A 24,261-nucleotide genomic window follows, 5' to 3' on the forward strand; every position below is an offset into this window, starting at 1 on the left:
CGGGTATACTCCGGCGGTTTTCCTGTTTTCATAAGAATTTGACTTATTCTTTAAAGAATGCTGTATTTATTCAGCCTCTGCCTCAGTCTCAGCCAGTGCTTCTGCAGTAAGAACTGATACGCCTGTGTCAACAACCTCTCCGCCAAGGTCTTCTCCGTCGATAGCCTGTACACAGGCCTCAACACCTTTTTCACCCATTATATCAGGATTCTGAGCCATTGTACAGAGCAGATATCCATCCTGGATCAGATTGATGATCGCGTCAGATTTGTCAAAGCCTACACCGATGATATCTGAACTTCCGGATGCTTTGATCGCATTTCCGGCACCAGTTGTGGAACCTTCGTTACATCCAAAGATACCAACAACACCCTGGGTAATGTAGTTTTCTGCAATACTCTGGGATTTTGCAGCATCACCTTCGCCGTACTGTGTTTCCATCAGCTCGAAGTCTGTTCCGTCGAATGCTGCACGGAAGCCTTCCTCTCTCATTACACAGGAATCGGTTGCAGCGTTTACGTTGATGATACCGATCTTACCGGAGGTAACGCCAGCCTCTTCCAGAGCTTTCTTCATCTCTTCACCAGCGGTCTGTCCTGCTGCTTTATTGTCAGTAGAGAAGGTTGCCTCTGCCTCTACGTTTGCAGGAGAGTCAACGTATACGATCTTAACGCCTGCATCTACTGCTTCCTGAAGTGCGGAAGAAATTGCATCCGGTCCGTTTGCAGCTACCATGATGGCATTGTATCCGCCTGCAACTGCGTTGTTTACACACTCGATCTGCTGTGCATCATCTTTAGTGTTTGGGGACATGAAATTAACTTCTACGCCAAGCTCTTCTGCTTTTGCCTGTGCACCCTCATTCAGGGTAACCCAGTGCTGATCGATAGAATCCATTGTGATCAGGGCGATCTTTGCGTCTGCTGCATATACAGAGCTTGTAAGGGAAACTACCATTGCCATTGCGCATGCTGCTGCTAAAAACTTTCTTTTCATTTGAAAATCCTCCTTAAAATTGTAAGTTTTTATGTTACTATCCGTATCTGATACGGTCTAGTTCTTAAATTACTTATTCTTTTTCTTTCCAAACTGCCCGCTTCTGACAACCACATCCAGAAGAACCGCGCCTACTACGATCACACCGATCACGACACGCTGGATACCAACCTGTGCGCCGATCATATTCAGACCGTTTTCCAGTGTCTGCCATACAGCGGAACCTGCCAGCGTTCCAAGAAGGATACCAGTTCCTCCAAGAGGAGAAACACCTCCGATAACACCGGCTGCAACACCGTACATTTCGTACATGTTTCCGGCTTCCATATTTCCCATACCAGCCTGTGCGCAGAGGATCAGACCAACCAGCCAGGAGCATACGGCGCTTACCAGATAAGCCTTTGTAGTGGTTGCCACTACATTTACGCCGGAGAGTTTCGCAGCGTCAATGTTAGAGCCGATGGCATAAATATGACGCCCGGTACGTGTCTTTGACAGCAGGAAGAAGAAAATAATAAATACGATGATTGCAATCCAGAAAGTATTATAAATCCCCAGTGTTTTTCCGTAATAAAGCAGATTCTGGAAGGTATCTGCTGTTTCTTTTCCAACGCCGGTTGCAATGGCATCCGTATTACGGTTACCGTTTACCATGTAGGCAATACCTCTGGTTACAAACATAGTTCCAAGAGTTGCGATAAATGGCGGCAGTCTGAATTTTCCTACCAGATATCCGTTTACCACACCTGTTGCCAGACAGGCAAGAAGCGCTACCAGAACAGCCAGAAACGGATTCATACCCAGCGTCATAAGCGTTGCCGCGATCATGGCACTCATACCTACCATGGAACCAATAGAAAGGTCAATGTTTCCGGTGATCAGAATATAGCTCTGTGCAATACCGATCAGCAGATATTTTGACATGGAACGGAGCAGGTTTAAAATATTCTGTCCGGAAAATACAGCGGGGTTGATAATACCAAAAGCTATGTAAATAACAATCAGGCCCACAAAAGCAGTCAGTGCGGCTCCCATACCTTTGATTGACATAAGCCTTTTAAAGAAGCTTTGATTCTTGTTGTTCATTTTCATTCTCCTCCACTTAGTGACTTGCGATTTTTTTGTCTTCAAAGGTGGTGGCAAGCTTCAGGATCTCGTTCTGGGTGGTTTCTCTGGCCATCACCTCTCCGGTGATCCTGCCGTCACACATGACGATGATCCTGTCTGCGATTCCCATAACCTCAGGCATTTCCGAAGAGACAAAAATAACTGCAATGCCCTGTTTTTTCAGCTCATTCATCAGATTATAAATCTCAACCTTTGCACCTACATCGATTCCTCTCGTAGGTTCATCGAAAATCACGACTCTGGAATCTCTGGCAAGCCATTTGCCTACTACTACCTTCTGCTGGTTGCCTCCGGAAAGATTTCCGGAATCCACCTCCACGCTGGGCGTTTTTATCAAAAGATCCGATACCGCCTTTTCGCACAGCGCATCTTCCTTCCGGCTGTTGATCACACCTAAACGGTTGCAGATCAGATCCAGGTTTGGAAGTGCAAGATTCTGACGAATGCTTAATTTCGTACATAGTCCGTCCTTTTTCCTGTCTTCTGGTGCAAGCACCACACCGTTTCGGATGGCATCCATAGGGCCGTGTATGGTAACTTCCTTTCCATCCACATAGATCTCGCCGCTTTCTTTTTCATCTACGCCAAAGATCGCTCTTGTTGTTTCCGTTCTTCCGGCTCCCATCAGTCCGGCAAAGCCAACGATTTCACCTTCATATGCGGAAAAATTAATATTCCGTACCATTTTTCCGGCATTCAGGTTTTTTACCTCAAAAATTTTTTTGCCCTTTTTACATTCCACTCTTGGAAATTGCTCTTTAATCTCACGGCCTACCATATTTGCAATGATCTGATCCATAGACATATCCGTAAAATTTCCATTGCATATGTACTGTCCGTCGCGCATGATGGTTACCCTGTCTACAATATGCTGAAGTTCTTCCAGCCTGTGGGAAATATAAACAATCCCCTTTCCTTCTGCTTTGAGCTTACGGATAATGCGGAACAGATCATCAATTTCCTTTGCAGTCAATGCAGAAGTCGGTTCATCCATGATCAGGATCCGGGCATTAATGGAAAGCGCTTTTGCGATTTCCACCATCTGCTGTTTGGATACAGGAAGCTCTCCTACTGTCTGTCTTGGGTCAATATCAATTTTCAGATCATCCAGGATCCTTTTCGCCTCTGCCTCCATTTTGGCATTATTGAGGGATACCGTACCTTTGATCTCCCTTGCCAGGAACATGTTTTCCGTTACAGACAGATGCTTACACATGTTCAATTCCTGATGAATGATGGCAACGCCAACTTCCTGTGCCTGCTTTGGTGTAAGATCGCCGTACTCCCGTCCGAAAATCTCCATGGTACCTTCGTCCCTTGTGTAGACACCACTCAGAATTTTCATCAGGGTGGATTTGCCTGCACCGTTTTCGCCCAACAGTGCCATAACCTCACCCGAACGCAGTTCAAAGTTTACATGGTCAAGTGCCTTTACACCAGGAAAGCTTTTGCTGATATTTTTCATGGAGACGATTATCTCATTCATTCTCTCACCCTTTCCTTTGAATTGCCTTTCATGTATTTAGTATAAACAACTTTCTACATTGAAAAAAGGTGGGATTTTTTTAGCTTTTCGGGGGTTTTTCTTCTGCTCCTGTTATGTTGGCGGCTATCCAATCGGTAAAAAATGTGATATGATAGCCATAGTTATCATATTTGTGCAAAAGGAGTATAGATTATGCCAGTATTTGATTTCAGCCATGCAACAGATGATAAAAATTCTTCTGAGTGCACTTATACCACATTCAAGTCCAACGAATCGGCTGCTTCACCGGAAAAGCCGATTCTGCTTCTGGATAATAAGAGACGGGAATGGAAGCATCATTCCTGCGGCATTTTTACCAATCCGGTGAAACGTACAGCCTTCGAATTCAACGAGGAGGACGGAACAGTCAGCGCTGATATTCTGAAAATAGACGCCCGCTTCGTCAGCCTATTAAAATGGTTGGGCGAAAACCGTATCAATGTCCGTCTGTCCGGTAAAAACCGTCAGGATGGCTATGCAGTTTATAAAATTCGTGAGATTGCATTTGGCGGTGGAACGAAGCTCTCTGCAGAGGATGGATTTCTCCAGTTTATGATCGAAAGGCTTTTTGCCAGCAGCGCACCATCTGAGGAGCCGGAAGATGAGGACCAGGAAATTGCAGGAGATGACATGAAGCTGACCAGCCTTCAGAGTATCACAGATTTCATGACATGTGCAGGCAGGACTTTGCCGGATAATATCCGTCTCTGGGCAAGGAGAAATCTTGCAGTCGCCCGCTCCCACGAGGTGACCCCGGAGGAAAGGCGCCATGCCCAGCGTGCTCTTTCCATTATGATGAATATTCAGTGGAAAAATAATTATTTTGAATCCATCGACCCTGAGGAAGCACGCCGCATTCTGGATGAGGAGCTTTATGGAATGGAAAGGGTGAAACAGCGTATTATCGAAACCGTCATCCAGATCAACCGTACCCATACGCTTCCTGCTTACGGTCTTCTGCTGGCAGGCCCTGCCGGAACCGGAAAATCCCAGATCGCCTATGCGGTTGCACGGATTCTGAAGCTGCCGTGGACAACCCTGGATATGAGTTCTATCAATGATCCGGAGCAGTTGACCGGAAGCTCCCGTATCTATTCCAATGCAAAGCCGGGTATTATTATGGAAGCTTTTTCCATGGCAGGGGAGTCAAATCTTGTATTTATTATCAATGAGCTGGATAAAGCCGCTGCCGGAAAGGGAAATGGTAATCCTGCGGATGTGCTTCTGACCCTCCTTGACAATCTGGGATTTACGGACAATTACATAGAATGTATGATCCCCACTGTAGGTGTTTATCCCATTGCTACCGCGAATGACAAAAACCAGATCAGTGCGCCTCTGATGTCCCGCTTTGCCGTGATCGACATTCCGGATTACACGCCAGAAGAAAAGAAGATCATATTCTCAAAATTCGCGCTGCCAAAGGTTCTTGGCCGCATGGGTCTGCAGGAAAGGGAATGTGTTGTGACAGACAGTGCTTTGGATGCAGTGATTGAAAAATATCAGGATACTACCGGAATCCGTGATCTGGAACAGGCAGCAGAGCATATTGCAGCGAATGCCCTCTATCAAATTGAGGTGGATCATGTATCGCAAGTCGTTTTTGACGCGGATATGGTGCGCAGGCTGCTGTAACATGCGCTTGTATACAGCTCATAACCCATGCTATAATAAGGCAAATCAGTTGAAAAACAAAAAGGAGGAGTGAAACTATGGATTACACAAATATGTCCCCAAAGGAAGTACGCGCTCTTATACGTGAGGAAAAGATCACCGGACCCACCGCCGGAATGTGCGCAGGATATGCACAGGCAAACCTTGTAGTGCTTCCACGCAGTCAGGCTTACGACTTTCTTTTATTTACACAGAGAAATCCCAAATCCTGCCCCATTCTGGAGGTAAGTGATACAGGAAGCCGTTTTCTGCACACCATTGCAGATGGTGCAGATATTGCGAAAGACATTCCGCGCTACCGCATTTACAGAAACGGTGTGCTGGACGGAGAATATACGGATGTATCCGGATTCTGGCAGGACGACTTTGTAAGCTTTCTCATTGGCTGCAGCTTTTCTTTTGAGGCTGCTCTTCTGGAAGCAAATGTTCCTGTCCGTCATATTGAGGAAGGCTGCAATGTGCCAATGTACAAAACCAATATCCCATGTGTTCCGGCAGGAGATTTCCATGGAAATATGGTTGTCAGCATGAGACCGATCCCCTATGACCAGATTCCCAAGGCGGTGCTGATCACAGGCGAAATGCCCCGCGTTCACGGCGCTCCTGTACATATCGGAACCCCGGAAGCCATCGGAATCCAGGATGTGACAAAGCCTGACTTCGGTGACATGGTCACCATCCGCGACGGCGAGGTTCCTGTATTCTGGCCGTGCGGTGTAACGCCTCAGAATGTGGTAATGGAATCCAAGCCATCTCTTGCCATTACCCACGCACCGGGGCATATGCTGATCACGGATGTAAAAAATGTGGAATTGAAATACTAAAACAGCGGCAAGGCACTGGATTTGAATAACCAGTGCCTTGCCTTTTTTGTACTATTTTCTGATTTTAAGTTTCTTTGCCTTGCTGTACGAACCATATACCTTATTTCCCGCAGAATCTGTTTTGTAAGCACGGACTTTTACATAATAAGTAGTGCCCTTTTTCAGCTTTGTTAAAGTTTTCGACGTCAGCTTTGTAGAAACGTTTTTCTTTCCTTTTGTAAATTTGGAATTGGTCGCATACAGAATCTGATATCCCTTTGCCCCGGAAACCTTTTTAAAGGAAACCGCCATTTTTCTTCCACTTATATTAGTAAGAGAACTCAATGAAACCCTGCTTACGCTCACTTTTTTCCAATGCGCATATAAAGTCACATTTTGGGTGCCTGTCACGTTTGTGGAAGACGTAACCTTTGTACCCTTTGTCTTTTTTGTGTACCAGCCTGCAAAGGAGTATCCTTTTCTGGTTGGGGATGCAAGGGTTCCATATGTTTTTCCCACTGTGACTTTCTTTGATTTCGTTTTTACCGTACCGCCGTTTGCATTGTAGGTAACTTTGATGGTCTTGGTTTTTCCTGCAGTGACGGTCACAGCTTGCGTCATGGTTTTTTCTTCATAGCCTGGAAAATAAGCTTTGATGGTCGCCTTTCCTGCCGCCAGAGCTGTAATTCTTCCATTTTTTACTTTGCATACATCTGGATTTGAGGATTCTATGACAGCTCCGGAATTTTTTAGGACTTCGCCATCCCAGGTAATGTTTGCGGTTGCAGTATCGCCTACAGTTAGAGCGGTAGACGATATCTGCAGGCCTGCGCTGTAATACTCCGGATCTTTCGCAACAGCAATACTCCTGTTGACATCTCTGTCACTATACGAGGATGCGTTTACAGCCGTGCCCGTTTCTATGCCAAAGCATTGTACCCAATAATAGGTATTTCCGAATTTCACACATCCGATCCCAATGCTTGTATAACCGCTGCCCAGAATATTTGCCTTGTGTCCGGAAGAATTCATCCACATATTCATAACGCCTGCGGCTGTGCTGCTTCCCCAGGCAATATTTTCTCCAAACATAAGGCTGTTTGCCGTAAAGCAACTGCTTCCGGTAGGTCTTGTGTGACTCCAGTATAAAACGGTTTCACTGGCTCTCTGCATTGCAGTTTCCAGAAGACTTGCTTCCATAGTAAGCGGCGCTCTTCCTTCCTTTGCACGCTCCTGATTTACAATGTCGAGCACTTCGAACGCTTTCTTATACTCTTCTCTTGCGGATACGTTCACTTTTACAGCATCTATAAATGAGCCGTCCTCCTGGCGGTAAATGCCATTGCCCGTGAAAATAATCTCCGTATAAGAAGGAAACGCATTGTCTATTGACTTAATAGTGGAAGGCAGTGTAACCGTTTTTAATGATGTACAGTCAGAAAAAGCATCCTCCTTAATCTGTGTCACACCCTCGGGAATGGTCACAGAAATAAGCGCCGTATCTCCCGAACATACATAACGGTTAATCACCTTCAGATTTTTCGGAAAAATAAGTTCTGTAAGCTTTTCGCACTGGTCAAAGGCGAACTCTCCTATTTCTGTTACAGAGTCAGGCAAACCTATACTTGTAATTGCAGACTGAGTAAAGGCATTATCCGCAATTTTAACGGTTCCTTCCGGCACAAGGTAACCGCCCTGCCGGTTCATTGGATACAGAACCAGAGTTTTTTCATCCTTCGTATACAGTACACCATCCCTGGAAGAATAGAAACTGCTTCCGCTCTCCACATAGATATTCTCAACAGACCAAAGGCCCACAAGTGAAAAACGATCGATATTTTTCAGATTTTTAGACAACGTCAGAGATTTTACTGCTGCTCCATAGAAAACATCTAACTCCAGTTCTTCTACACCAGATCCCATATTAATATCAGATAACCCGATACAATTTGCAAATGCGTCAGAACGAATCTTTTTTACAGAGGAAGCAATGGTAACCTTTTGTAATTGGTAACAGTTTGCAAATGCGGCGTAACCTACAGACGTGATGCCTTCCTCAATCACAACCTCCTGGATTTCTCTTCGGAACGATTCCCAGGGTGGATTCTGACCTGTTACCTCTCCGGTGTCCAGATCCTGGATGATTATATAATCATCCATCGCACCGCTTCCGCTGATGGTCATAATCCCATCTACTAGCTTCCATCTGACATCTGCACCGTTCAATCCACAGGTGCCCTCCGTAGCATGTCCGGTATCGAAATACTGAGCTTCCTCTGCTGCATCGGATTCTGTTGTTTCACTTTCTGAGAAAAAAAGTCCCTCATCCGCATCATCAGACGCAACAAACTCCTCCTGTGTAACCAGATCAGTCTCTGGTTCACCAGAAGCGATTTCCGGCACTTCCACAGCAGCATCAGATATTTCCGCGGCTGCATCCGGCAGCTCCATTTCATTTTCTGTCACAGCCGGTGTTTCCGGTACAGCTTCGGCGGCATCAGCCTGAACCATCTCTGCGCCGGATCCTTCATACGCCGGATTCTCTGAAATAAATTCCTCTCCCTGTACCCCTAACGGCATACTGCTTGCGGCTAAAACACTGCAGAGTATCATGGAAAACAATTTGTTTTTCATAGTTTTATTCATACGTAAACCTCCCTATAAAAAGTGTGCGCCAAGGTGCACACTTGCGCCGGAGCGCGGTTACGCCAGCAACCATATTCCTCTGAAATAAAAAACAGCTCACAAGAAACTTTTTCAAGCTTCCTGTGGGCTGATTCATTGAGAGCAAAGCTGTAAAATCTCTGCTCCTCTACGGTATCCCATTACAGCTCGATAAAAAGCCCTTCTGATTCACCGTTTACTACGTAATATGCTTTGTTCTCTTCCAGTTTGATATAAACCTGAAGTTCCTTGATGTCACTCTCTTTTTTGCCGGTAGCTTCTGTCCAGGCTTTCTTAGCAGCCAGAACAATATCTTTTGAAGCTATCTCTCTTCCCATGAACTGAACATAAACCTCTGTATTTACTGATTCAACAGCTTTTTTCTCAGCAGTTTTTCTCGTAGCAGGCTTCTTAGCAGCAGCCGGTTTTTTGGCAACGGCTTTTGCAGCTTTTTTAACAACAGTTTCTTCGGCAGTCTCTTTTACAGCTTCTGTCTTTGCAGCCTCAACTGCTTCCTCAACGGGTGCAGCAGATGCAGCTTTTACAGGAGCCTCTTTAGCAGCAGTTTTCTTAGCTGCCGTAGTAGTTTCTGCCTTTTTTGTAGTTCTTTTTGTAGCCATATAATAGCCTCCTTAAAAGGTGAAAAAATAATTAATTACCCGAATAGAATACTACTAAATTCGGATTTTGGCAAGCTTCTATTTTAGTACAATGTGGAATAACCCTGATTTTAAGCCATTCTACAAGCCTTTGTGACAGTCAGAGTCCGAGATTCTGAAGGTCATAGCGCATATATTCTCCAAGTTTTTCCTTCAGTGCATGGTGCTGCGGCAGATCCAGCTCACTGTCCAGTGAAAGGATCTCACCAGCCGCTTCACTGGCTGCTTTCAGAATATCTGCGTCATTATAGATATCTCCGATCTTAAACTCCATAAGACCACTCTGACGGATTCCAAACAAATCTCCCGGACCTCTAAGCTTCAAATCTTCTCCTGCAATGAAGAAGCCATCGTTAGACTTATTCAGGATCTCAAGCCGCTTTGACGTTTCCTCCACATCATTGCCCTGCATAAAGATACAGTAGGACTGATGCTCTCCTCTTCCTACACGTCCTCTGAGCTGATGTAACTGTGCCAGACCAAACCGCTCTGCATTTTCCACCATCATTACAGTCGCATTCGGTACGTTTACCCCTACCTCTACGACAGTGGTAGAAACAAGCACCTGGATTTCTCCTTTTGCAAAAGCTTCCATGATCTGATTTTTTTCTTTTGGCTTCATTTTGCCGTGAAGTGCAGCCACAGAAATATGGGAAGGAAGAGTATTTTTAAGCTTTTTTGTATAATCGGTCACATTTTCCGCATCAAGTCCCTCGCTCTCTTCTACCATAGGGCAGATAACATAAGCCTGCCGTCCCTCATTCACCTGTTTTTCTATAAAAGAATATGCTTTTGGCCTGTACGATGTTCCTACTACACAGTTTTTTATTGGCCTTCTTGTGGCAGGAAGCTCATCAATAATAGAAATATCCAGATCGCCGTATAGAATGATTGCCAGGGTTCTGGGAATAGGCGTCGCACTCATGACAAGTACATGAGGCGGATTTCCTCTCGTTGTAAGTGCCTCCCTCTGTTTTACGCCAAAACGATGCTGCTCGTCTGTGATCACAAGACCCAGATCCTTATAGACTACCTTCTCCTGGATCAGCGCATGGGTACCGATTATAATATTTGCCTCTCCCGAGAGGATTTCCTCATATATACGCCGTTTTTCCTTTGCAGTAGTGGACCCGGTAAGTAAAACAGGACGGCAGGAGCTGATTTCCTGATCCTGGAGAAGCTTTGTGAACGCTTCATAATGTTGGTTTGCCAACACCTCTGTGGGCACCATTAATGCAGCCTGATACCCGTTTTCCACAGTAAGGATCATGGCAAGAAAAGCCAGTATGGTCTTACCGCTTCCCACATCTCCCTGCACAAGGCGCGACATCAGCGGATGTCCGCATAAATCACGCTCAATCTCGTGCCAGACATTAAGCTGTGCCTTTGTAAGCGTATAGGGCAGGTTTTCCATCACCTGCTCTGTAGTCCAGACAGGTTTCATGGAAAAAGCATTCCTGGCCTCCTCTGTTTTTTCCTTCAGCATCTGGACAGCCAGGATAAAAAGCAGGAATTCATCAAATACAAGGCGCCTGCGAGCTGTGAGAAGCTCTTGCATACTGGATGGAAAATGAATGCTCTGAATGGCAAAATTGTCATCCGCAAGATGATAACGCTCTCTCAATTCTTCAGGGAGAAATTCCATTTTCAGTGTCTGGTCATCCAGAACCTGGTGGACCAGCTTAACGATCGTTTTATTGGAAAGCCCTGCGGTCAGCCCATAAACAGGCTGCAGACTGTGCAGGATTTCTTCGTAAGCTGCCGGTGTGAAGATTTCCGGGTGCTCCATCTGAAGTCTTCCATGCTTTTTCACCACCCGACCCCTGAAAACAAAAACAGAACCTTTTTTTAAGGTGGTGCGGAGATAAGGGGCATTAAACCAGGCGATAGAAAGTTTGCCTGTTACATCTGCTGCAGTTATGGTCACAACCTGAAGGTTTCTCACCTGGCTGACATACACATTTGTCACAACGGAAGCCCTAACAGCAGACACGTTTCCTTCGGCAAGAGAACCGATTTCTATTGGTTCCTCGTAAGCATCATAATTGCGTGGATAGTACCGCAGAAGGTCGTCTGTGGTTATAATACCCAGTTTTTCAAAAAGCTTTTCTGTTTTTTCTCCAACACCTTTCAAACTGCGTAGTGTTTTACTCACCCGTTTACCATTCCTTTCTCACCCTGGAGTCCTGTTTTTACCAAGTTCTCTGCTAAAAAGGGCGGAAGCTCTCTTCCGCCCTGAAAATCACTGTTTATTCAACTGAAATGATGTAATAGTAAATCGGCTGTCCGCCCTGGTTTACTTCAATTTCACAGTCAGGATATGCCTCTTCAAGCTCCTCAGAGAGCTTCACAGCATCCTCCTCAGATACATCCTCGCCGTAATAAATACTGATCACTTCCGAATCGTCATCCACCATAGCTGCTACCGTTTCTCTGGCAATGTTCTCCTTGCCTTTGCCTACAGCCAGAATGCCGCTGTCGCCGATTCCCATAATATCACCTTCGTGGATTTCCTTTTCATCCAGTCTGGTATCACGCACAGCGTAAGTAATCTGACCAGTCTTCACAAGGGATACGGCCTCCATCATAGCTTCCAGGTTTTCCTGACCGTTCTTATCCGGCTGGAAATTGATAAGTGCAGTAATGCCCTGCGGAATAGTCTTAGTTGGAACAACTACGATCTCTTTATCTTCTGTAAGGTCCCTTGCCTGATTTGCCGCAAGGACAATATTTTTATTATTCGGGAAAATGTAAATCGTCTTTGCATTTACCTTTGCAATAGCGTTCAGCATATCTTCTGTGCTGGGATTCATGGTCTGTCCACCCTCAATAATGTGGTCAGTTCCAAGCTCCTTAAATATAGAAGAAAGACCTGCTCCTACAGATACTGCAATGAATCCTGTATCCTTAGGCGGCTGTGCATTTTCCTCTTCTTCCTTCTGTGCCTGCTCTTTTGCAAGCTTTTCAGCATCCTTGATCAGCTTCTCCTGATGCTCTTCACGCATATTGTCAATCTTCATACGGGAAAGTGCACCGTAAGTCAGAGCCTTTTCAAATGCCTGACCCGGATGGTTTGTGTGAACGTGAACCTTCACAATTTCATCGTCTGCAACCAGAACAATGGAATCGCCGATGGAGTTTAAGAATTTCTTAAAGCTGTGCAGTTCATCATCAGGAAGCGGCTTATTCAGAAGAATGATAAATTCAGTACAATAGCCAAATTTTATATCAGCCTCTGTCTGCGCAGAAATCTTTGTAACAGCAGGACGGGCGGAAGCTGTTTCAAACTGTGTGTAATCAATTTCTTTGCCCAGATATCCGTCGATGGCACCTCGGAATACCTCCAAAAGTCCCTGTCCGCCGGAATCCACAACACCTGCTTCCTTTAATACAGGAAGCATCTCCGGTGTTTTTGCCAGAGTCGCCTCTGCATGTTCAAAGATTGCCCGGAAGAAAAGCTCCAGGTTATCAGACTCCTCTGCAATCTCCATAGCCTTCACTGCAGCTTCACGCGCCACGGTGAGAATGGTGCCTTCCTTTGGTTTCATAACTGCTTTATAGGCTGTTTCCACGCCTTTTTCCATGGCTGCTGCAAGAGCTGGTGCGTCAAGCTTCGTATAATTTTTAACTCCCTTGGTAAAGCCTCGCAATAGCTGCGAAAGGATAACGCCGGAATTTCCTCTTGCCCCGCGAAGGGAACCGGAAGAGATGGCTTTTGCCAGAACTTCCATATCAGGGTCCGCCAACGCACCTACTTCTCCAGCAGCGGACATGATGGTCAGCGTCATATTGGTGCCGGTATCCCCATCCGGAACAGGAAATACATTCAGTTCGTTAATCCATTCTTTCTTCGCTTCCAGATTTTTGGCTCCTGCCAAAAACATTCTGGAAAGTATCTTGGCATCTATGGTTTGCTTATTCACCACAAGTTCCTCCTCTAATCCTAATCTATGGCCCGCACGCCTTCTACGTAGATATTGATCTTTTCAATCTCCAATCCTGTGAAAGCTTCGACTTTATATTTTACATTGCTGACAAGGTTCTCAGCTATGGTACTAATGTTTACGCCATAAGCCACAATGACATGGAAATCCAGGCGAATCTTATTCTCATCCGTAATTCTCACACTGATACCGTGCTTCAGAGAATCCCGGCGGAGTAATTTTACAAGACCGTCTTTCATACTGACGGCTGCCATTCCGATGATGCCGAAACACTCAACAGCAACGCTGCCGGCATAGGTGCCGATTACATCCGTATCAATGACAATCTGTCCCAATCCGGAATCTATACGTCCATTCATATGGTTACCTCCATTATTTCAATAGTATGTAAATGTATTATAACCTGTTTTGCCGGAAAAAGAAATAATATTTTTAGATTTTTCCTTTTTTTGCTTGCAAAACATGACTCCATCTGTTAGAATATAGACTGTTGAAAATAAGCGTCAAGGAGGTGCTATCATGGCTAAGTGCGCAATTTGTGAAAAAGGTGCTCATTTCGGAAACAATGTGAGTCATTCCCATAGAAGATCCAATAAGATGTGGAAATCGAACGTGAAATCCGTTAAAGTAAAAACAGAAGGCGGAGCAAAGAAAATGTACGTATGTACTTCCTGCTTAAGATCCGGAAAAGTTGAAAGAGCCTAAAACACCTTAACCCTCGCAGTGATGCGGGGGTGTTTTTTTTACTGCCGTTGAAACAAAAAAGGCATGAGCGGCCACGCCTTCTCATACCCTTTTCTATCTGCAAAATAAATGATAACCGCACAGCAGGCAGACTGCCGCAGCAATGAGTACGGCTACCGTTTCTGAAATCAAGATCCCGATGACCATTCCAATTCCAATGAAGAACAGTATAAATCCCAGAAGCCTGCACATTTCTTAACTGTCCCTTCTCTTTTGCTTATTATATTTTATGCAAAAGGCAGCCATCTGAGCACAGATAATCTTATTCTTCAGGTGTTTTTTCTGTTGCCCCCTGCTTTACAGAATCATTTTCGAAAATATCATCCGAAGTGTTCCCTCCTGGTGCAAAACGGTTTACAAAGTCAGGAACCATATCCAGAACCTTTGTGAGTCCGTCCTGATTCTTTACATTAACAAGCTTTGTGGTACCGTTCTGAATCACAAGAACTGCGCAGGGTGTCATTTTTCCTGCAAGACCACCGCCACCGTTATTTTTCTTGTCTCCTGCAAAGGCTCCGGCTCCTACGCCGAAAGACACATCAACCAATGGAAGGATGATGGTTTCTCCAACATGGATGGCATCGCCAACCACTGTTTTGGCAGAGACAAAACTGTCCATTCCCTTGAACAGCGAATTAACAGTTTCCTTGAAGTTGTTTTCGTTTTCCATAAATTAGTCCTCCTTATGCTTCCATCGGCTGATGACATATTTTATATTTTTATTGAAATAAATCACAATCGCTGCTTTTAAGAAAACAAATCCGTAGATCCGCCCTTTTAGCTTTATATTTCCTGTGAGCTGGTTTTCCCCGTCAAAAAGCGGATTTAATTCAATCCTGTTTTTATGGAAGGGAAATGTCATTCCCATAACGGCAAGTACAGCTCCTGTAATGGCAGGGTCTTCACTTCCAAAAGTGACGTGCCCCTCTGTTTTTACCGGCATCACGTGACGAACCAGTCCCTTTGCGTTCTGCCATACAAGAGATATGGCTGCTTTCGTCCTGGGATGGAAAAAGAACTCCTTCCACCAGTCTATTTTATCATAGATGCGCCGCAATGTTAATCTGATTTTTCGAAGTTTCTCGATCACCTTCCCCGGAAGTGCGGCTGCTTTTTTCAGCAGGCTTACAGGAATATGAAGAATCTTTTTTATTTTATCCCATATCTGCTGAAATAATCCCGGTTTGCCGCTATCCTCCTGCATTACATCTGGATCGTCCGGCTTCTGCAGAACAACAGGATTTTCATGGGATGTTTGCTGTCTCTGCCCGGATGTTTCTTTCTGAGCCTTTTGTTCCGGCGGCGTGGGCGGTTCCGGTTTAGATCCGTTCTCCCTCACAGTCCGTTCTTTATCCTGTTTAGCTGTCCCATTGGAACGTTTCACATCCGAAGGGTCCGCGCTCTTCTCAGGAAGGCCCTTTTTCCGGGAATGCCCCGGCTTCCCTGATCGTTCGGGCTTCTTAAAAGAAGTGAGCTTTTCTAAAAATCTCCGGAAAGCCTCCAATGGGATGCCAAATATCAGGATTCCCATTCCCATATTTCCATCCCGATAGGTAAAGCTCACGGAAATGATCCGGAACAACCAGCTTATCCTGGCTGATGCCTCCGCTTCCTTCCAACCGCTCTTTTCCTTCATTCCGGATGCCTGATAGCGTACCGGACAGAACAGGACCAGCAAGATTGCCAAAAGAAGGAGGCCAAGCACAATTCCCAGCGCAATCAATATAAATTTTATAATCAACCACAGAATATGTAACATGTACTCACCTGTTTTTTAAATATTCTTTTACCTGAAATGCACCGGTAGTTTCATAAATCTCTTTGACAATTGCAGCCGCAAGGTCAATAGCGTCATCTTTCCCCTTTGCCATGCCGATGATTTCCGGACAAATGGCATAATAGCTTTTCTGGAGCAGCATGGCAGCCGGAATGATCTCCAGCAGGTTTCCCGGATTTTCAGATAATGTGATCAGATAAATCCCCAGGGTTACTCTGCCTGCATTGATTTTTGTTTTGATCTTTTCGGGATTTTTAATTCCCTCGCCTACGTAATAATCTTTTTGCCACTTCAGCATTCCCTGCAAACACCCCTTTGTTCATGGATGATTCCCATTTTTTAAGGAATCTAAACAGGGCTGCGTAAAAACACAGCCCCATCATTAATAAAACTTCTGCTGCCTCGTCCACAGCCCTGCGCTTCGCAGCTCCAGGTATTCCTGATAAGCTTTCTCCACGATCTGTTTCTCATTGGAGAAACGAAGCAGATGATAGATTTCGTGAAACTTGTAATATCCGGAATCCACGAAATACTCTTCCCTTTGAGGCTTACTATGATAATTATCAGCCGACATCAGATACCAATGCACCTCTTTGTTGACCATGTCCTCCGGAACTGTAAAGTTATACTGGCTTTTACCGATATATCTGACAATGGAAGCTCTCACATCAGCCTCCTCCCTCACTTCGCGTAAGGCGGTCTGCTCATGGGTTTCCCCCCGTTCCACAGTCCCTTTCGGTAATACCCAGCCCTCGTAACGGTTTTTGTAAGACTTGTATAAGGCCAGAATCTTACCACGATGAATTACCACACCGCCACAGCTCGTTGCTTCTATCATTTTGCAATCCCTCCTGCAATGCGTGTGTCTTATAAACTGTATTTAGTATACAACTTTTTTGGAAAACTGGCAACAGGGAATGGCAAATAGTTATAAATCAAAGTAATATGCGTCAAAAATCTGTGCTGCCAAAGGTACGGCTGATTCACTTCCCGAACCGCCGTTCTCAACAATCACGGCAACCACGATATCCGGGTCGTCCACGTTTGAATATCCGATAAACCAGGAGTGGCTGGAGCCGTTTTCATCAAACTCCGCGGAACCGGTCTTTCCCGCTGCCGTATAACCTCTTCCGTTTAAAGCGGAAGCCGTACCGGAGGTCACCACCTGCTGCATCAGCTTGCCCAGAAGATTGGCTTCGTTGTCGGACATCAGACGCTTATAAACCGTGGTTCCATTTTTCTTTACGGAATCTCCGCTGCTGTTCACCACCTGGTCGATCAGGTAAGGCTTTACCAGCACCCCGCCGTTTGCAATGGCGCTTGTGATCAGTGCCATGTGCATGGGAGATACCAGAGTATTTCCCTGTCCGATGGCAGTCTGCATGACTAAAGTGTCCGCAGACTTTTTTTCAAGGGAAAAGATGCTGGTTTTGTAGGTATCAAGCGGAAGGCTTTTATTAAAAAGCAGATTCTCCGCTGTCTCCCGAAGGGATCCGCCTCCCAGATCCAGTCCAATGTCCGCGAACGCGCAGTTACATGAGCTGGCAAAAGATGAATAAAAATCCTCCTGTCCATGTACGGCTCCCTTGTAGCAGTGAAGGGTGTAATCATCCAGGGAGATGCTTCCCTCGCAGTTGTAGGAATAGCCCTCAAAGGTACCCTTTTTCCGGAAATAGTCCAGCGCAGTCACCACCTTGAAGGTAGAGCCAGGCGGGTAAGCGCCGTTAGTTACACGGTTTAAAAGACTGCTGTCGTTTGCGTCATTGATCAGGTATTCCCAGTTTTGTGCAAGTGTATTCGGATCAAAATCCGGCTTACTCACCTCTGCCAATACTTTGCCTGTATCCGGCTCCATGACCACCACAGCCCCTCTCCTGTCCCCCAAAGCATTGTATGCCACAACCTGCAAATGGGCGTTCAGGGTAGAGATAACCGTATCTCCCATATTCTTTCTGTCCAAAAATTCATTTTTCATCTGGTCCAGGAAGAACTGGTGTGAGCTTAAAAGTGAAAAATTTGCTTCCGATTCCAGTCCGCTTTTTCCATTGGAATCATAGCCGATCACATGAGCAAAAATATTGCTGTAGGGATAGTATCTCTCCTCTGTACCGTCCTCATACACATTGGTCTGCGCCAGGACCTCTCCGTCTGAGGACATGATCTTTCCACGGATCACCCTGTCGGAAAAGGTATCCTGCCTGGTATTGTAGGGACTGTTGATAAAATCCTCGCTTTTCACACTGTTATAATAAATCAGATAGCCTATCAGACTGACAAAAATCGCCGCGAAGAACCAGGATACAAAGGTATATTCCTTGTTTCTGCTTCTGCGCCTTCTAGTAATCTCCTTCTGACGCAGCCTCCGCTCTTTCTCTGGCTCTCCTCGCCGCCTCTCTTCGATATCTCTCAATTTCTTCGTCCTCATCTTCCCTATAAATATACAACCCCTGAATAATGGCGATCATCAGAATCGTGGACATCACGGAGGTTCCGCCGTAGCTTACCAGAGGCAGTGTCACACCGGTAAGCGGAATAAACTTGGTGGCGCCTCCAATGGTCAGAAATACCTGAAACGCATATTCCGTGCCAAGTCCAAGGGCAATCAGCTTATAAAAAGGATTTTTGATCTGAATGGAAATATTGACGATCATCAGGAAAAAGCTCATACATACAAGAATGAGACAGATCGCAAAAATACCGCCCATTTCCTCACAGATGGCGCTGAAAATAAAGTCGTTTTTTACAATGGGGATCTTTTCCGGTGAACCCTGGCACAACCCCATGCCGAACCAGCCGCCTGTCCCGATGGCAAACAGGGACTGGGCGATCTGGTAGCCCTCATCCTGGTAGACCGCCATGGGGTCCTTCCATGCGCTGACTCTCTCCCGCACATGTCCGAAAAGGAAGTATGCGATCACAGAGGCTACACAGCCTCCCGCCACGCCGATTCCCAGATATCCCACATTTTTCGTGGATACATATATCATCACCAGGTATGCCACAAAGAATATCACGGCACTTCCCAGATCCTTTGACAGTACCAGGATCCCCACGTGGAGTCCCGCTACCACCGTAGCCTGCACCACCTTGAAAAAGGTTACATCCCTCCACAAAAGGGCTGCCATAAAAAATACAAAGGTGATCTTGATCGCCTCGGACGGCTGGATTCCCATCAGGGAAAGCTTTGCTCCATAACTGGTTTTTGCAAGGATGAATACGGCTGCAAGGAGCACGATTCCAAGACCTGCATAGACCCAGGTGAGATTTTTCAAAAATTTCATCTTACGGATGATCACCGGAATGACCAGGGCAACTGCGCTGCCTCCCGCCACGATCACAAGCTGCCTTGTGGCGGATTCGATATCCAGCCTGCAGAGCATGATAAACCCAATGCTCAGAAGCATGCACATATTATTCAAAAGCAGCAGGGATGCCTTCTTATAGATCAGACGGTAGAGTATCTGGATGGCGGCAAAATACACCATCATCTCCCCGTAAAAAATAATGATCTCAAAGTCAAAGGTTTTCAAAAAGATCACTAAAAATGCAGTGAAATCCATAAAAAAGATCAGGGAAAGCTGCTTTCTCAGGGATTCTTTTTTTTCTTCCTCATCCTGTTTCCGTACCATATAAAAACAAAAAAACGTGTAAATGATCATAAGGGTGAGGATCACATATTTTGATAATTCTACTACAATGTTAATCATACGCCTTTACTCGGCTCCTCTTTTAAAATGACCTTTTGTGAACTCCCGTCCAGCAGACTTTTGTCCCTGCTGGCAGGTATCCAGAAACATGTGCAGGATTTTCTCTGCCTCCGCCGCTGTTTCCACGGTAAAGGAAATCCGGATGCACGATACGCCAAGGGCTTTTACCTGCTCTTTTTCCTTTAAAAGCCCGTATGGCAGACTGTTGTAGATGATATTATAACAGGGGCTTTTTTCTTTTGTAGTTCCGGTTTTCCACGGATAGCAATAGCATTCCATCGGAAATTCCTTATCATACCTGTCTTTCAGGAAAAGCTTCTCTTCCCTTTTGCTGCAGCCATAGAGATTTTTCCGGATGCACTGTGCGGAGTGCATCAGCGGAAGGTAACCATACACCAGCATTTCGCTGTTCTGATTATCCCTGTGCCGAAGCTCGCCTTCATTCAGCTCCAACGGAACAGTATTTCGAAGGATATGCTCTTTTTCCCAGAAGGATACAGCCTCGTTATTCCAGGTGTACAGAGAATGGTCAATCACGCATTTGTGTGAAAGCTTCCGCTCCTTCAGCATAGCATAGGTTTCCAGATTTCTCACCAAAAACCCCTTCATGCCTCTGGAAAGCCACTCTTCTGCCTGTTCCCAGTATCCATCCGGCACAAGTCCACGGGTGATATGCGGAAGTGAAAGATACATCTCCTTTCCATAGGAAAGGCCTTTCTCCAAATACTTTTCCATCAGGGAGCAGGGCAGATAAATGCCTGTAACACCCTCTTTCCGGCATAGCATCTCAGCAGTCCGGTCATCCTCGCAGGAAACGTAAAACGGAAGGTTCCCCATCGGCATTTGATTGCAACCTCTCTTTTTAGAGGGACGCACGGGCTCGTGGTAATCCCTTTTGCAGGGACTTATCAATTGTTTTTCCAGGGCTTCCAGAGCTTCCCTTCTCACCTCGTTTAATACCTTTACCGGTACAAAAATCCGGCTGTCCATATCAATATCCAGATTTTCCCACATAAAAGGAGTATTTCCCAGCTTTTCCATCTGCTGCCGGATCCGTACTTCTTCCATGGGCTGATTCTTTGCAAACTGCACCTCTCCGGCAGATGCGGATACCTTCGTTCCCCGGCAGGATACCTCCAGTATAACAGGACTCCCGGGAAAAAGGATTAAATTCCCATAAATTTTTTCTTTTCTTTTTATAATCTCCGGCTGAACATCTCCGGTCTTTTTTTCATTGGAAAAAGCCATCATAGAAGGACCGTTCTGCATCTCATAATATCCGGTGCAGGAGCCGCCCCTTGTAAAAAGATCAAGCAGGTATTTTTTATCCCGTTCCTCAACCTGATAATCCTCCCCACCCTTTTCCAGAAAAAGGTCCAGATATTTACGGTAAATGCGGGTTACGCCTGCCGTATATCCCGGCTGCTTCATCCTGCCTTCTATTTTAAGTGACATGACTCCGGCATTTATGATCTGAGGCAGCAATTCAATGGTACAAATATCCTTTAAGCTCAATGGGCATAAATCCTTGGTGCCTTTATATTTTTTTCCCTCAAGGGCTGTCTGGTAGGGCAGACGGCAGGGCTGTGCACACCGCCCTCTGTTTCCGCTTCTGCCTCCCAAAAGGCTGCTCATTAGGCACTGGCCGGAATAGCTGTAACAGAGAGCCCCGTGTATAAAGGCTTCAATCTCAATCGGACTTGCCTTATGCATCTCACTCAGTTCATCCAGCGAAAGCTCCCGGGCTGCCACTACTCTGTCAGCCCCAAGCTGCTCCAGAAATTTCATTCCTGCTGGGCCTGTCACAGTCATCTGGGTACTTGCATGGATGTGAAGACCCGGAAAAGCTTGTTTGATCAGAGAAAACACACCCATATCCTGAACGATCACAGCATCCAATCCTGTTTCATAATATGGGCGCAGATAATCTGGGAGCTGTTCGTAAAGCTCTCTGTTTTTCAGAAGCGTATTCACGGTAAGATAAAGCTTTTTACCATGTATATGAGCAATATCAATGGCTCGGAGCATCTCCTCCTGTCCGAAGTTTTTGGCATAGGCTCTGGCGCCAAACAGATCACCGCCTGCATAAATGGCATCTGCTCCCGCACCCAAGGCCGCCTCGAAGCCCTCATAGGAACCAGCAGGCGCCAGCAATTCTATATGATTCTGACTCACACAGCGTCACCTCTCTTTTCATAAACAAAGAGGAATCACCTAAGCAATTCCCCTCTTTCGTTTACTTTAACATTTCATCCAGTTCTTTTTCAAGCTCTTTGACTTTGCCTTCCAGAAGGCTTGCCTGGGTCAAGGCATCTTGTCTGCCTTTCTGTGCCTCTTCAATCTGCATACGCAGGGATATGAGCTCATGCTTCAGATCGTACATTTCCTGATCCTTCTGCTGCAGATCCTGCTCATATGCTTCCACCTGTTTTCTTGCCTTAAAATAATCATCCGTGATATTCAGGCTCAAAAGAGTATGCTTTGTCTCCATGGGTTGTCTGCTGTAGCCAGGCATACCGCTGAGCTCCGTGATTTTTTTATTCATATAGGACGCTACCTGCTGGAAATATTCCTCTGATTCGTAGCCGCCCAAAGTAATGATCTTTCCTCCGATGATTACCTGCGCTGTATTTTTGACTGCCATATATGTACAAGCCTCCTGTATCTTATCTGTCGCTTTTCATAGAAATCTATATCAAGGAAGTTCGATTCACTAAATTCGAGCGGCGCCGCAGGTCTGCTCTCATTAAGTTCCTTCGAACTAAGTTCGTACTAAGCTCTGTCGGCGCCTTCGGCTTGCCAGTCGCTAAGTACTCTACTTATTAAATTATAATCGAATTTTGTAGAAATGTATAGGATTTTTTACAAAAGTTTACTTTTCCGTTTCCGGACGTGTGTAGCCCAGGTGGCTGTAAGCCATATCCGATGCCATACGCCCCCGCGGAGTACGGTTGAGGAAGCCATTCTGTAAAAGGTACGGCTCATATACATCCTCCAGGGTGCCGGAATCCTCTCCGATAGCTGCAGCCAACGTTTCCAGTCCCACTGGCCCGCCCTGGAAATTCACGATCATGGTCTGTAAAATCCTTCTGTCCAGCTTATCCAGTCCGTACTGATCCACCTCCAGAAGATCAAGAGCAAAGCATGCCACATCATAGGTAATCCTGCCGTCATACTTTACCTGGGCAAAATCACGGACTCTTTTTAAAAGCCTGTTGGCAAGACGTGGTGTTCCCCTGGAACGCTTGGCAATCTCAGCCGCTCCTTTTGCATCGATTTCCACTCCCAGAACCTGTGCAGAGCGGACGATAATCGTGGTAAGCTCCTTCTGGCTGTAAAACTCCAGATGATGTACCACCCCAAAACGGTCACGCAGAGGCGCTGACAAAAGTCCTGCCCTTGTGGTGGCCCCCACCAGGGTAAACTTCGGAAGGTCCAGGCGGATCGAACGGGCAGAAGCCCCCTTTCCGATCATGATATCGATGGCAAAATCCTCCATGGCAGGATAAAGCACTTCCTCCACCTGGCGGTTCAGCCTGTGGATCTCATCTACAAATAGGATATCTCCCTCCTGCAGATTGTTTAAAATAGCCGCCATCTCTCCCGGCTTTTCAATGGCCGGTCCTGATGTCACCTTCATATGTACGCCCATTTCATTTGCAATGATCCCGGAAAGCGTGGTTTTTCCAAGTCCGGGAGGGCCGTAAAAAAGCACATGGTCCAGGGCATCATTCCGCTGCTTTGCGGCCTCAATATAGATTTTCAGCGTGCTTTTCGTTTTTTCCTGGCCGATATACTCGTCAAGAGACTGAGGACGCAGGCTTCCCTCCAGGGTAAAGTCCTCCTCCGTCACATCTGTGGTTATAATTCTGTTGTCCATATTTATACTCCATACAAAACAGGCATCGCACCTTTACATATTTTTCAGTGCAGCCTTTAAAATAGCCTCCACATCGTCAGGGTCTGCATCCACAGCCATCCGTACAGCCCTGAGTGCGTCTGTACTGCTGTAGCCCAGTGCTGTCAGCGCCTCCACGGCCTCCTGCCTTGCATCCGTCATCCCCGTTGCCGCATTTCCTGCCGTTTCCTGCTCATGAGCCAGCTTCGTCTCAAATGCTTCCTGCAGACTAAACTTGTCCTTTAGCTCAAGGATCAGCTTCTGTGCAGTCTTTTTCCCAATACCGGGTGCCTTGGAAAGAGTTTTTACATCATCAGAAAGTACGGCAAAACGAAGCTCGTCCGCCGTGATTCCTGACAAAACACCAAGAGCCGCCTTAGGGCCTACTCCGTTTACTCCCAATAACAGCTTAAACACCTGCAGGTCATCCTTATTTAAGAATCCAAAAAGCTGCATGGCATCCTCCCGCACCTGGAAATAAGTATGGATCTTCAGCTCCTCCCCAATATGTATCCGTGACAGGGCATTTCCTGTCATAAATATCTCATAGCCAATGTTTCCTGCCTCCAGGATTACGGAGGTCTCCGTCATATCAGCCGCTTTTCCGCGGATAAATGAAATCATAAATTCTTCCACCTTCATAAAATGTCGCTGTTATCATAACACATCAGAGAAGGAAACGCAAATATTCTTCGAAATACATAAAGGCTGCCCGCCGGAAATTCCGGCAAGGCAGCCTTTG

Annotated in this window: 21 protein-coding genes; 3 read left to right on the forward strand and 18 right to left on the reverse strand. The window is 45.9% G+C overall.

The genetic code is table 11. From position 1 onward, the window contains the following. Window positions 1-66: 66 nt before the first annotated feature. The 3 genes from ACESZH_RS12940 to ACESZH_RS12950 form a co-directional block, all read right to left on the reverse strand. A complete protein-coding gene (locus ACESZH_RS12940) occupies window positions 67-996 on the reverse strand; it encodes a substrate-binding domain-containing protein (protein WP_373216859.1) in 930 nt (309 codons plus the stop codon). Between the two features lie 69 nt (window positions 997-1,065). Next, on the reverse strand, window positions 1,066-2,082 hold the full coding sequence (locus tag ACESZH_RS12945; RefSeq protein WP_373216858.1) for an ABC transporter permease: 1,017 nt from the start codon (window positions 2,080-2,082) through the stop codon (window positions 1,066-1,068). Window positions 2,083-2,098: 16 nt separating this feature from the next. Next, the gene (locus ACESZH_RS12950; protein WP_373216856.1) at window positions 2,099-3,610 is read right to left on the reverse strand and encodes a sugar ABC transporter ATP-binding protein; all 1,512 of its coding nucleotides are present in this window, start codon (window positions 3,608-3,610) and stop codon (window positions 2,099-2,101) included. A gap of 192 nt (window positions 3,611-3,802) precedes the next feature. On the opposite strand from ACESZH_RS12950, the gene ACESZH_RS12955 reads away from it, so the two are divergent. Then, on the forward strand, window positions 3,803-5,284 hold the full coding sequence (locus ACESZH_RS12955) for an AAA family ATPase (protein WP_373216854.1): 1,482 nt from the start codon (window positions 3,803-3,805) through the stop codon (window positions 5,282-5,284). Window positions 5,285-5,361: 77 nt separating this feature from the next. After that, window positions 5,362-6,147 (forward strand): putative hydro-lyase, encoded by a 786-nt coding sequence (locus ACESZH_RS12960; protein ID WP_373216853.1) that lies wholly within the window; start codon window positions 5,362-5,364, stop codon window positions 6,145-6,147. A 51-nt stretch (window positions 6,148-6,198) separates the two neighbouring features. Here the strand turns inward: ACESZH_RS12960 and ACESZH_RS12965 are convergent, their stop codons facing one another. The 5 genes from ACESZH_RS12965 to ACESZH_RS12985 all read right to left on the reverse strand — a co-directional run bounded on the left by ACESZH_RS12965 (window position 6,199) and on the right by ACESZH_RS12985 (window position 13,752). Beyond that, window positions 6,199-8,772 (reverse strand): leucine-rich repeat protein, encoded by a 2,574-nt coding sequence (locus tag ACESZH_RS12965; protein ID WP_373216851.1) that lies wholly within the window; start codon window positions 8,770-8,772, stop codon window positions 6,199-6,201. Window positions 8,773-8,951: 179 nt separating this feature from the next. Further along, window positions 8,952-9,410 (reverse strand): DUF6465 family protein, encoded by a 459-nt coding sequence (locus ACESZH_RS12970; RefSeq protein ID WP_373216849.1) that lies wholly within the window; start codon window positions 9,408-9,410, stop codon window positions 8,952-8,954. Window positions 9,411-9,549: 139 nt separating this feature from the next. Beyond that, window positions 9,550-11,604 (reverse strand): ATP-dependent DNA helicase RecG, encoded by a 2,055-nt coding sequence (gene recG, locus ACESZH_RS12975; protein WP_373216847.1) that lies wholly within the window; start codon window positions 11,602-11,604, stop codon window positions 9,550-9,552. A 94-nt stretch (window positions 11,605-11,698) separates the two neighbouring features. Beyond that, complete coding sequence (locus tag ACESZH_RS12980) at window positions 11,699-13,372, reverse strand: DAK2 domain-containing protein (RefSeq protein ID WP_373216959.1); 1,674 nt, start codon at window positions 13,370-13,372, stop codon at window positions 11,699-11,701. Between the two features lie 20 nt (window positions 13,373-13,392). After that, window positions 13,393-13,752 (reverse strand): Asp23/Gls24 family envelope stress response protein, encoded by a 360-nt coding sequence (locus tag ACESZH_RS12985; protein WP_373216845.1) that lies wholly within the window; start codon window positions 13,750-13,752, stop codon window positions 13,393-13,395. A 160-nt stretch (window positions 13,753-13,912) separates the two neighbouring features. On the opposite strand from ACESZH_RS12985, the gene rpmB reads away from it, so the two are divergent. Further along, complete coding sequence (gene rpmB / locus ACESZH_RS12990; RefSeq protein WP_373216843.1) at window positions 13,913-14,098, forward strand: 50S ribosomal protein L28; 186 nt, start codon at window positions 13,913-13,915, stop codon at window positions 14,096-14,098. Between the two features lie 301 nt (window positions 14,099-14,399). Here the strand turns inward: rpmB and ACESZH_RS12995 are convergent, their stop codons facing one another. From ACESZH_RS12995 to ruvA, 10 genes are all read right to left on the reverse strand, one after another. Next, window positions 14,400-14,807 carry a GerW family sporulation protein gene (locus ACESZH_RS12995; protein ID WP_373216841.1) on the reverse strand — a complete coding sequence of 136 codons (408 nt, stop codon included), beginning with the start codon at window positions 14,805-14,807 and terminating at the stop codon, window positions 14,400-14,402. Window positions 14,808-14,810: 3 nt separating this feature from the next. Beyond that, a complete protein-coding gene (locus ACESZH_RS13000) occupies window positions 14,811-15,896 on the reverse strand; it encodes a DUF2953 domain-containing protein (protein WP_373216839.1) in 1,086 nt (361 codons plus the stop codon). 4 nt (window positions 15,897-15,900) lie between these two features. Then, window positions 15,901-16,212: a hypothetical protein gene (locus ACESZH_RS13005; protein ID WP_373216837.1), complete on the reverse strand. Its 312-nt coding sequence runs from the start codon at window positions 16,210-16,212 to the stop codon at window positions 15,901-15,903. Between the two features lie 84 nt (window positions 16,213-16,296). Next, entirely contained in the window at window positions 16,297-16,752 is a 456-nt protein-coding gene (locus ACESZH_RS13010; RefSeq protein WP_373216835.1) for an NUDIX hydrolase, read from the reverse strand. A gap of 90 nt (window positions 16,753-16,842) precedes the next feature. After that, window positions 16,843-18,324, reverse strand: a complete 1,482-nt coding sequence (locus ACESZH_RS13015; RefSeq protein ID WP_373216833.1) for a peptidoglycan D,D-transpeptidase FtsI family protein — start codon at window positions 18,322-18,324, stop codon at window positions 16,843-16,845. Then, the gene (locus ACESZH_RS13020; RefSeq protein ID WP_373216831.1) at window positions 18,251-19,621 is read right to left on the reverse strand and encodes an FtsW/RodA/SpoVE family cell cycle protein; all 1,371 of its coding nucleotides are present in this window, start codon (window positions 19,619-19,621) and stop codon (window positions 18,251-18,253) included. The genes ACESZH_RS13015 and ACESZH_RS13020 overlap by 74 nt, the downstream gene beginning before the upstream one ends. Window positions 19,622-19,627: 6 nt before the next feature. Beyond that, entirely contained in the window at window positions 19,628-21,796 is a 2,169-nt protein-coding gene (locus tag ACESZH_RS13025) for a U32 family peptidase (RefSeq protein ID WP_373216829.1), read from the reverse strand. A 61-nt stretch (window positions 21,797-21,857) separates the two neighbouring features. Continuing rightward, entirely contained in the window at window positions 21,858-22,265 is a 408-nt protein-coding gene (gene zapA / locus ACESZH_RS13030) for a cell division protein ZapA (protein ID WP_373216827.1), read from the reverse strand. Window positions 22,266-22,493: 228 nt separating this feature from the next. After that, complete coding sequence (ruvB, locus tag ACESZH_RS13035; protein ID WP_373216825.1) at window positions 22,494-23,501, reverse strand: Holliday junction branch migration DNA helicase RuvB; 1,008 nt, start codon at window positions 23,499-23,501, stop codon at window positions 22,494-22,496. Window positions 23,502-23,534: 33 nt separating this feature from the next. Further along, complete coding sequence (gene ruvA / locus ACESZH_RS13040; RefSeq protein WP_373216824.1) at window positions 23,535-24,143, reverse strand: Holliday junction branch migration protein RuvA; 609 nt, start codon at window positions 24,141-24,143, stop codon at window positions 23,535-23,537. Window positions 24,144-24,261 lie beyond the last annotated feature (118 nt).

The sequence above is a fragment of the Ruminococcus sp. 5_1_39BFAA genome (genome assembly GCF_964240875.1).
Lineage (GTDB): Bacteria > Bacillota > Clostridia > Lachnospirales > Lachnospiraceae > Blautia_A.

Coding starts and splice junctions, on each gene's coding strand:
- ACESZH_RS12940 (WP_373216859.1), bottom strand. CDS start 996: ATGAAAAGAAAGTTTTTAGCAGCAGCATGCGCAATGGCAATGGTAGTT.
- ACESZH_RS12945 (WP_373216858.1), bottom strand. CDS start 2,082: ATGAACAACAAGAATCAAAGCTTCTTTAAAAGGCTTATGTCAATCAAA.
- ACESZH_RS12950 (WP_373216856.1), bottom strand. CDS start 3,610: ATGAATGAGATAATCGTCTCCATGAAAAATATCAGCAAAAGCTTTCCT.
- ACESZH_RS12955 (WP_373216854.1), top strand. CDS start 3,803: ATGCCAGTATTTGATTTCAGCCATGCAACAGATGATAAAAATTCTTCT.
- ACESZH_RS12960 (WP_373216853.1), top strand. CDS start 5,362: ATGGATTACACAAATATGTCCCCAAAGGAAGTACGCGCTCTTATACGT.
- ACESZH_RS12965 (WP_373216851.1), bottom strand. CDS start 8,772: ATGAATAAAACTATGAAAAACAAATTGTTTTCCATGATACTCTGCAGT.
- ACESZH_RS12970 (WP_373216849.1), bottom strand. CDS start 9,410: ATGGCTACAAAAAGAACTACAAAAAAGGCAGAAACTACTACGGCAGCT.
- ACESZH_RS12985 (WP_373216845.1), bottom strand. CDS start 13,752: ATGAATGGACGTATAGATTCCGGATTGGGACAGATTGTCATTGATACG.
- rpmB (WP_373216843.1), top strand. CDS start 13,913: ATGGCTAAGTGCGCAATTTGTGAAAAAGGTGCTCATTTCGGAAACAAT.
- ACESZH_RS12995 (WP_373216841.1), bottom strand. CDS start 14,807: ATGGAAAACGAAAACAACTTCAAGGAAACTGTTAATTCGCTGTTCAAG.
- ACESZH_RS13000 (WP_373216839.1), bottom strand. CDS start 15,896: ATGTTACATATTCTGTGGTTGATTATAAAATTTATATTGATTGCGCTG.
- ACESZH_RS13005 (WP_373216837.1), bottom strand. CDS start 16,212: ATGCTGAAGTGGCAAAAAGATTATTACGTAGGCGAGGGAATTAAAAAT.
- ACESZH_RS13010 (WP_373216835.1), bottom strand. CDS start 16,752: ATGATAGAAGCAACGAGCTGTGGCGGTGTGGTAATTCATCGTGGTAAG.
- ACESZH_RS13020 (WP_373216831.1), bottom strand. CDS start 19,621: ATGATTAACATTGTAGTAGAATTATCAAAATATGTGATCCTCACCCTT.
- zapA (WP_373216827.1), bottom strand. CDS start 22,265: ATGGCAGTCAAAAATACAGCGCAGGTAATCATCGGAGGAAAGATCATT.
- ruvB (WP_373216825.1), bottom strand. CDS start 23,501: ATGGACAACAGAATTATAACCACAGATGTGACGGAGGAGGACTTTACC.
- ruvA (WP_373216824.1), bottom strand. CDS start 24,143: ATGATTTCATTTATCCGCGGAAAAGCGGCTGATATGACGGAGACCTCC.